The organism is Streptomyces sp. W16 (genome assembly GCF_033194735.1).
Classification (GTDB): Bacteria; Actinomycetota; Actinomycetes; order Streptomycetales; family Streptomycetaceae; genus Streptomyces.
Window position 1 is genome coordinate 1 of record NZ_JAWOAI010000406.1, and the last position, 9,153, is coordinate 9,153.

Genomic DNA, 9,153 nt, shown 5'->3' on the forward strand with positions numbered 1-9,153 from the left:
CCAGCAACTCGGCGTCGCCCTGGCGGACTTGGGCCTCGGTGGCGCGCCGCCGCTCGGCGAGCCGCTTCTCGACCTCGGCGAAGCGGTGGGTGTCGAAGAGCCGGCCGAGCAGCTTGCCGCGCGCCTCGGCGTCGGAGCGCAGGAACCGGGCGAACTCTCCCTGGGGCAACAGCACCACCTGGCAGAACTGCTCCCGGCTCATCCCGAGCAGCTGGGTGATCTCCTCGCCGATCTCCTGGTGCGAGCGGCTGAGGTCCTTCCAGGCGGCGGTGCTCGCGTCGTACTCGCGCAGCCAGCTCTGTGCCTTGTCCAGCGTGCTGCCGGTGCCGCGCTTCTTGGGCCGGGCCCAGGGCGGCTGCCGGGTGAGTTCCAACCGCCGCCCGGCGACGGTCAGTTCGAGCCGCACCTCGGTGCGAGTGGCGGGCGCCGCGTGGTCGCTGCGCAGGGTGAGCCCCTGGCCGCTCTGGCGGACGCCGGGCACCGAGCCGTAGAGCGCGTAGCACACGGCGTCCAGGACGGAGGTCTTGCCGGCACCGGTCGGGCCGTGCAGGAGGAACAGTCCGGCGGCGGACAGTTCGTCGAAGTCGACGGTCTGGGAGCCGCCGAAGGGCCCGAAGGCGGTGATGTCGAGCCGATGCAGCCTCATCGCACACCCTCTCCTGCCGGGGGCCGCGCGTTCACGGCGCCACCTCCCGCACCACCGCGTCCGCCCGCACCGCGTCGAACGCCTCCTGGAGCACGGTCTGTTCGTCCTCGTCGGGTCCGGCGCCGCGGACATGGGCCACGAAGTCGTCGGCGATCTCCTGGTCGCTGCGGCCCGCGAGGCGCCTGGCGTACGACACATCGGGGTCGTCCGGGGACCGCTCGGGGTCGAAGACCAGGCTGAGTGTGTGCGGGAAGCGCTCGGTGAGCCGGGCCATGGGGTCGGCCGGGCGCACCGGGTCGGTGAGCGTCGCCTCGACCCACGCCTCCTCGTGCCGCGCGAGCTCCGGATCGTCGAGCAGGTCCTCCAACGCGCCCCGGATCCGGGCCAGTTCGCGCGGCACCGGGCAGTCGACGCGTTCGGCGGTGACGGTCCCGCCGGCGTCCAGGTCGACGAGCCACATGCTCTTGCGGTGGTCGGCCTCGGAGAAGGAGTACGGCAGCGGTGAGCCCGAGTAGCGCACGCGCCCGGTGATCGTCTGGGAGCCGTGCAGATGCCCCAGCGCCACATAGCCGACGCCGTCGAAGACACCGGCCGGCACGGCGGCGACCCCGCCGACGGTGATGTCCCGCTCGCTGTCGCTGGCCTCGCCGCCGGTGACGAAGGCATGGGCGAGGACCACTGAGCGGGTGCCGGGCGGACGGCCTGCGAGGTCGGCGCGGACGCGCTCCATGGCGGCGGCCAGCACCGCTTCGTGCCCGGCCTTCTCCACCCCGAACTCGGCCTTCACCAGGGCCGGTTCGAGATATGGCAGCCCGTAGAAGGCCACGTCGCCGAACGCGTCCGGAATCACCACGGGCGTCCCGCAGGCCGACGGCTCGGTGCGCAGGTGGATGCCCGCGCGGTCGATCAGTCCCGCGCCGACGCCGAGACGGCGGGCCGAGTCGTGGTTCCCGGAGATCATCACCGTGGGCACGCCCAGGTCGGCGAGCCGGTGCAGGGTGTCGTCGAAGAGCTCGACGGCGGCCAGCGGCGGCACGGCGCGGTCGTACACGTCTCCCGACACGACCACGGCGTCCACCGCGCGCTCGCGCACGGTGGTGACGAGGTGGCTCACGAAGTCGGCCTGGGCCCCGAGCATGTTCACTCGGTGGAACGCCCGGCCCAGGTGCCAGTCGGAGGTGTGCAGCAGTTTCATGGAGCCACCACGCTAGCGCCTGTGGCCCCGCTGCTTCACCACGGCCACACGTTCGCCCCCGCCGCATAGAGCGGGACGCGGTGAATATCCCTTATGTCGGCACCGAACATCCTTTATGTCATGGCCTGGTACACGAGGTTGCGCAGCTGGCGGCGTATCGGCGTCCGGTGCTTGCCCCAGGTGACGACCTGGGTGCAGAAGACCGCCGTGACACCGTCGACCGGGTCCACGAAGAAGTGGGTGTTCGCCGCGCCGGACCAGCCGAATTCCCCCTTGTTGCCGAACGAGCCCCCGGCCACGGGGTCGGTCATGACGTAGAAGCCCAGCCCGAACCCGCAGCCCCGGTGCTCGTCGTCGGGGTACAGCCCGAAGGAGTTGATGTCGGCGCGGCCAGGCAGGTGGTTGGCCGTCATGTGCGCCAGGGTCCGGGGGCCGAGCAGCCGCTCGCCGTCCAGTTCCCCGCCGCGTACGAGCATGGCCGCGAAGCGGTGGTAGTCCTCCAGCGTCGACACCAGTCCGGGGACACCGCTACCGGAGGGGAACTGCGCGGGCTCGCGGAAGGTGGGCCGCAGTTCCTGGTTCACGGCGAGCCGGCCCGATTCGGGGTCCGGGCTGTAGACCTCCGCCAGGTCGGGCAGCCGCTCGGGCGAGAGCGCGAACGTCGTGTCGGTCATCCCGAGGGGACCGAGCAGGTTGGTCGCGATGAAGGTGTCGAGGCTCTCGCCGCCGACGATCTCGATGATCCGGCCCAGGACGTCGACGCCCAGGGAGTAGTTCCAGGCGGTGCCCGGTTCGAACAGCAGCGGCAGGGCGCCGACGTCGGCGCACATCTGCCGGAGTGTCGCGCCCGGCAGCGGCAGTACGTCCTGGCCTGCCTGACGGTACAGCGCGTCCACGGGGTTCATATGGGCCAGTCCGAGGGTCAGCCCTGCGGTGTGGGAGAGCAGGTGGCGCACGGTCACCGGATGGGCGGCCGGGCGCACCCGCACGCTCCCCGGCGACCCGCCGTCGTAGACCGTCATGTCCGCGAACTCGGGGATGTACTCGCCGACCGGGTCGTCGAGTCCGAGCAGTCCGCGCTCCACCAGCATCATGACGGCGACGGACGTCACCGGTTTCGTCATGGAGTAGAGGCGCCACAGGGTGGTTGGCTCGACCGGCAGTCCGAGTTCGAGGTCGCGGAGTCCGCCGCCCGCCGCGTACACGGGTTCCCCGTTGCGGGCCACCAGCGCCGACCAGCCGGGGATGACCCCGAGTTCGGTCTGCCGGTCGAAGAACTCGGCGATCCGGCCCAGCCGTTCGGTGCTGAAGCCGGATCGCTCCGGGGGCTTGGTGACGCCGAAACACTCGGCGAACTGCTGCATGTGGGCCTCCGTGTACGGGAGTTGGGGACTGTCCGGGGTCAGCGGGTGGAGGACGCGGGTGCCCCCTCCACTCCGGCCGCCGCCAACAGCTTTCTGGTGTAGGCGTGTTGGGCGCCGGCGTAGACCTCCTCGGTCGTGCCCTGCTCCACGACGTCACCGCGGTACAGGACCACGATCCGCTGGGCGAGGTGCCGTACCACGGCGAGGTCGTGGGAGATGAACAGGTAGCTGACGCCCGTCTCCCGCTGGAGATCGGTGAAGAGGTTCAGGACCTGTGCCTGGACGGACAGGTCGAGCGCGCTGACCGGCTCGTCGCACACGATGAGCTTCGGCGACATCACCAGGGCCCGGGCGATCGCGATCCGCTGCCGCTGGCCGCCGGAGAACTGGCGCGGATAGCGGTCGGCCGCCTCGGACGGTAGCCCGACCAGCGCCAGCACCTCCCGTACCCGCTTCTGCACTACGGCCCGCTCGTCGCGCGAGTGCACCAGAAGCGGTTCGGCCAGGGTCTGGCCCACGGTCAGGGCCGGGTTGAGCGAACCGTTGGGGTCCTGGAAGACGGCCTGGACACTCTTGCTCAGCTCCCTGCGCCGGGCGCCGCCGGCATGGGTGATGTCCTCGCCGTCGAACAGGATCGTGCCCTGGGTGACGGCCGTGAGCCCGAGCACGGCACGGCCCAGCGTGGACTTGCCGGAGCCGGACTCGCCGACCAGCGCGACGGTCTCGCCGGGCCGGATGTCCAGGGACACGTCCCGGATGGCCGGGATGCCCTTGCCACGGCGGTGATACGACACCGACAGGCCGCGGATGTCGAGCAGAGGCTGTTCGGTCGTGCTCACGAGGACACCTCCAGCAGTTCTTCGCCCAGCTCTTCGCCGACCAGGACACAGCGGGCGACGCCCTGGTCGTCGGGTTGGGTCAGGGCGATCGGCGCCTCGGTGCAGCGGGCGACCCGGTCGGGGCACCGGTCGGCGAAGTGGCAGCCGACGGGCCACTGTCCGGGGGGCGGCACGGTGCCGGGGATGGTGGGGATGGGCTCGCCGACCGTCGCCAGACGCGGGTTCGCGGCGAGCAGCTTGCGGGTGTACGGGTGCAGCGGCGCGGTCATCACGCGCTCCGTCGGACCGGCTTCGACGACCTGGCCCGCGTACATGACCAGGGCGGTGTCGCAGGCCTCCGCGATAACGTCCCAGTCGTGGCTGATCATCAGCAGCGCCATGCCCGTGTCCCGCTGGATGGCGCGTAGCAGCTGGACTATCTCGCGCTGGACGGTGACATCCAGCGCGGTGGTCGGTTCGTCGGCGACGAGGATGCGCGGGCGTCCGGCGAGCGCGACGGCGATCGAGACGCGCTGTGCCATACCGCCGGAGATCTGCGACGGGCGGAGCTTCAACACCCGGTCCGGATCGGGGAGTTGGACCTGTGCAAGGAGTTCACGGGCCCGGAGCGTGGCCTCCTTTCGGGACAGCTTCTCGTGGGTGCGCACCGCCTCGCGCAGCAGGTGGCCGATGGTGAAGAGGGGGTCGAGGCCGACCATGGGCTCCTGCGAGATGAAGGCGATGGTGCCGCCGCGCAGTGCCCGCCACTGGGCGGGACCGTAAGAGCCGACGTCGGTGCCGTCGATCTCGACCGTGCCCGAGGAGACCCGGGCTCCGTTCGGCAGCAGGCCGAGCAGGGCCAGCCCGGTCATGGACTTGCCGCAGCCGGACTCGCCGACCAGTCCCACCGTGCGGCCCTGCCCCACGGACAGGCTGACATCGCTGATCAGCTCGACCTCGCCGTGCTCGGTGGCCGCGGTGACGGTCACCTTGGTGAGCCGTACGACCGGATGCGGTTCCGCCAGCAGCCAGGCGTCGTCGGACTCCGGCACCGTGGCGGCGGCCGGCGCGGCGGTGGCGGCCGTGCGGCGCCGGGCCGGTTCGGCGTGGGACGTGCCGGACCAGCGTTCGGCGAGCATGTCGCGCAGGCCGTCGCCGAGGACGATCAGCGCGGCGGCCGTGACGGCGACGAGTCCGCCGGTCGGGGTGGCCAGCCAGAGGCTCTGGTTCAGGGTCTGCGCGGCGTCGGCCATCATGCCGCCCCAGGACGGGGCGGGCGGCTTCACACCGAGGCCGATGGCGTTCAGGCCGGCCGCGATCAGCAGGGTGTTCGCGCAGGCCAGGGCCGCGTTCACCAGGATCAGGCCGGTGATCCGAGGCAGCACGTGCCGGCGGGCCACCCGCCAGGTGCCGAGCCCGGAGACCCGCGCGGCGGCGACATAGGTCTCCCGGCCGACCGCGAGCGACGCGGACCGGACGACCCGCATCATGCCGGGTGCCGACAGCAGGCCGATCACGACCATGGCCGCGGTCATGCTCTGGGAGAACAGGGCCAGCACGATCAGCAGCAGGATGATGCCGGGGATCGACATCACCACGTCGGCCAGCCGCATCAGCACCGCGTCGATGCGGCCCCGGCGCAGGCCGGCGACCAGGCCGAGGGGGACCGCGATCACCAGGGTGATCAGCACGGCGATCGCGATCTCCCGGAACGTGTCCGCGCCGCCGTACATCAGCCGCGACAGCACGTCGCGGCCGAGGCGGTCGGTGCCGAGGAGGTGCTTGGCGCTCGGTCCGGCGAGGGCCGCGGTGAAGTCCGCCTGCTGGGGCGGGTAGGGCGCGAGCCGGCTCGCGCCGAACGACGCGATCAGCTCCAGGACCAGGATCACGGCGGGAATCGTGATGCGCGGGCGGCCCAACGCGCGCTGGAGGAAGGGGACTTGGGATGTGCTCATGCGGCGACCGCCTGTGGGTTGAGCCAGCCGATGGCGAGGTCGAGCAGGAGATTGAGTCCGACCACGATGAGGGTGAAGTACACCGCCACTCCCTGGATCACCGGAATGTCGCCGCTGGACGCGGCCGTGACCGCCGCGCTGCCGAGGCCGGGCAGGCCGAAGAGTTCCTCGATCACCACGGCCGAGCCGAGGAGTCCGATGAGGTTGTTGCCCGCCACGGTCAGGACGGTCACGGAGATGTGCCGCAGCGCGTGCTTGAAGAGGATCGAGCGCTCACTGACGCCGTTGGCCCGCAGGTTCCGTACGAAGTCCCGGCCCAGTACGTCGGCGAACTGCTCGCGCGCCTGCTTGGCGATCACCGTGACCAGGGCGAAGGCCAGGGCGGCCACCGGCAGGACCAGTGAGCGCGCCCAGCCGCCGGCGGACGTCCCGAAGAACACGTATCCGTTGGCGGGCAGCAGGTCGAACCGGGTGTTGAAGACCCAGATGCCCAGCAGGCCGACCCAGAAGGCGGGGATGGTCATGCCCGCGATGGACGCGCTGTCCGCGGCGAGCCGGGTGGTGCGTCCGCCGCGGGCGCTGGCCAGGCCCAGGACGACCCCGACGACCAGCGCGAGCAGGGTGGTCGCGATCACCAGGGAGAGCGTCACGCCCAGGCGGGTGTTGAGGGCGCCCGAGACCGACTCGTTGCTGCTGATCGAGCGTCCGAGGTCGCCGTGGACGGCGTCCTTCAGCCAGGCCCAGTAACGCTCCCAGACCGGCTGGTCGAGGTGAAGGCGGTGCCGCAGCGCGGCGATCGCCTGGGGTGAGGCGGTCAGCCCGCCGATGGACCGGGCGGCGTCACCCGGGATGAACAGCTGGAGGAAGAAGGTGAGCGCCGAGACGAAGAGCAGCAGGGGTACAGCCTGCACGATCCGCATTCCGCTGGTTCGCCACATGACTGGGGGCCTTTCTCGGGAGGGTCACTTGGCGGCGTACAGGGACGTCAGGTCCGGGGTGAGGTTCGTCGCCGAGAGGTCGATGCCCTTCAGACCGGGCCGCGCGTAGACGATCTTCTCCATGGCGACCATGGGGATCGTCCAGGACAGGTCGGACAGCCGCTGTTCGAACTTCTGCCAGCCCTGCTCCTGGAGTGCGGCGGTCGGTGCGGAGGCTGCCTCGCTGTAGAGCGTGTCGAGCTGCTTGTCGCTGACCTTGAGCGGGTTGCCCCAGCTGTAGAGGAGGTCGTTGCCCTGGGCGTAGGGCGGGGCGATTCCGGCGCCGTAGTCGAACATCATTCCCGCGTACTTCGAGTAGGTGGAGAAGAGCTCGTTGACGTTCGCCGGGACATTGATCTTGACGTTGATGCCGATGTTCGCCATCTCGGCGGCGAAGGCCTCCGCGGCCTGCGACTCCCCCACGCCGGTGAGGTTGACGGTGACGGGCAGGGTGAAGCCGTTGGGGTAGCCGGCCGCCGCCAGGAGTTTCTTGGCCTTGGCGACGTCGTAGGGGTACTTTCCTTCGCTGCCCTGGGTGTAGCCGCTTGTGTTCACGAGCACGGTGTAGTCCCAGCCCTTGGCGTACGAGCCGTACAGGGCCTTGGCGATCGAGTCCCGGTTGATGCCGTACATCATGGCCTGCCGCACCCGCAGGTCACCGAGGGCCTTGACCATGGTGCCCGCCCGGTCCTGGACCATCAGCTCCATGATCGAGTAGGGGCTCGAAAGGACCTGGAACCCGGCGGACTTGGCGCCCTTCGCGGTCGTGGAGTCGCCGAGCGCGTAGTCGACCTCGCCGGAGCGGAAGGCGCTGAGCGTGGTGTTCTCGTCCTTGATGACCTTGACGACGACCTTTTTCCAGTGCACCCGCGACTTGTCGTAGTACGTGGGGTTGGGGACGTAGGTGTAGGTCTGGCCGGAGACGGTCTGCGCGGTGTCGATCATGTACGGTCCGGCGCCGTGGGTGGTGGTCCCGAGTTCGCTCGTCTTCGCGAGGCCGGTGGGGCTGATGATCTCTCCGGTGGTCGGTCTGGAGAGATAGAGCGGCAGCAGCGGATCGGACGTCTTGAGGTGGATACGGAGCTTGAGGGGCGAGACGACGTCGATCGATCCGACGGGGGCGAGGTCGGCCGCCAGTGGACCGCCGGCCTTGGCGTAGTACTGGAGGGACTTCTTCACGCCGTCGGCGGTGAGTGCGGAGCCGTCGTTGAACTTCACGCCGGAGCGCAGGGTGAGGTCGAAGGTCTTGCTGCCGGTGCCGACGAAGCCCCATCGGGTCGCGAGGGCGGGCGTGTACTTCCCGTTCGGGGCCTGCCGGATCAGCGTGTCGTATGCCAGTTCGAAAAAGTACTGCTGTGGGTCGGAGGAACCGCCCAGGGCCGGGTTGAGGCTGTTGGGCGCGATGGCCGAGGCGACCGTCAGGACGCTGGGGTCCTGGGCCTCGGCGGTACCGGCCGAGGAGCTGCTTCCACCGCCGCACGCGGTGGTCAGGAGTGCCAGCCCGGCTGCACCGGCCGTGACTGTGAGAGTGAGGCGCGAACGAGACATCTGAACCTCCGGCGTTGAGGCATCGAACGGGAACGCGGGGTTCACCGGGCGTGGGGAAGGAGGCCACCGTCGTGGTGGCTGCTCCGTTGCGTGAGTCCGCGGGGATGGGTGGGGCGGCGGGACGGTCTCACCGAACGGCGGTGTCCTGAAACCGCGGAGCGTGTCCCGGCCGAACGGGGAACACGCGAACCGTGCTGTTGTGAGCTGCAAGCCTAGGAGTGGAACCGCTGTTCAGCCCACTCTTGTGGAGGTCGGGCCGAGCGGGGGGGTGGGGCCCCACGGAGCGGAGTGCGCTCATTATTCGGTCGGCCGCCGTGTTCCCGGAAAGACAGCAGTCCGCTGAACGGACCGCAGCACACATCGGGACGCCGCGGACCTCACCGAGAGGCGGACATGAGCCCGCGGCCCACCTTGGTCGGGTGGGCCGCGGACCTGCGCACCGGTTCTCTTGTCCGCTGCTCCCGCTACCGCAGCATCCAGCGCTCGGCCCGGCGCGCGGTGGCGCGGACGTTGCGGCTCGTGTCGCTCGGGAGGCGTCGTAGGACTTCGCGGACGCCGTGGCGGAGGCGGTGGTCGGCGGCGGTGCGCAGCAGGAGGCGGCGGGTGGTGCCGATCCGGCCGGGGGCGCCGACGGCGAGCCGGAGCTGACG

7 protein-coding genes and 1 pseudogene are annotated in these 9,153 nt (G+C 70.5%); all 8 read right to left on the reverse strand.

All coding sequences use genetic code 11. The features are described from left to right. Positions 1-646: AAA family ATPase (locus R6V09_RS37885; RefSeq protein ID WP_317886017.1), on the reverse strand; the 646-nt coding region annotated here is incomplete at its 3' end. Positions 647-677: 31 nt separating this feature from the next. Beyond that, positions 678-1,841 (reverse strand): exonuclease SbcCD subunit D, encoded by a 1,164-nt coding sequence (locus R6V09_RS37890; protein ID WP_317886018.1) that lies wholly within the window; start codon positions 1,839-1,841, stop codon positions 678-680. Positions 1,842-1,954: 113 nt separating this feature from the next. Further along, the gene (locus R6V09_RS37895; RefSeq protein ID WP_317886019.1) at positions 1,955-3,205 is read right to left on the reverse strand and encodes a serine hydrolase domain-containing protein; all 1,251 of its coding nucleotides are present in this window, start codon (positions 3,203-3,205) and stop codon (positions 1,955-1,957) included. 38 nt (positions 3,206-3,243) lie between these two features. Then, positions 3,244-4,044 (reverse strand): ABC transporter ATP-binding protein, encoded by an 801-nt coding sequence (locus tag R6V09_RS37900; protein WP_317886020.1) that lies wholly within the window; start codon positions 4,042-4,044, stop codon positions 3,244-3,246. Next, the gene (locus tag R6V09_RS37905; RefSeq protein WP_317886021.1) at positions 4,041-5,978 is read right to left on the reverse strand and encodes a dipeptide/oligopeptide/nickel ABC transporter permease/ATP-binding protein; all 1,938 of its coding nucleotides are present in this window, start codon (positions 5,976-5,978) and stop codon (positions 4,041-4,043) included. The genes R6V09_RS37900 and R6V09_RS37905 overlap by 4 nt, the downstream gene beginning before the upstream one ends. Then, a complete protein-coding gene (locus R6V09_RS37910) occupies positions 5,975-6,898 on the reverse strand; it encodes an ABC transporter permease (RefSeq protein WP_317886023.1) in 924 nt (307 codons plus the stop codon). Before R6V09_RS37910 ends, R6V09_RS37905 begins: the two co-directional genes overlap by 4 nt. A gap of 42 nt (positions 6,899-6,940) precedes the next feature. Next, positions 6,941-8,503, reverse strand: coding sequence for an ABC transporter substrate-binding protein (locus tag R6V09_RS37915; RefSeq protein ID WP_317886022.1), 1,563 nt, complete (start codon positions 8,501-8,503; stop codon positions 6,941-6,943). 464 nt (positions 8,504-8,967) lie between these two features. Beyond that, positions 8,968-9,153, reverse strand: a pseudogene (locus tag R6V09_RS37920) (glycosyltransferase family 2 protein); the annotation flags it as partial.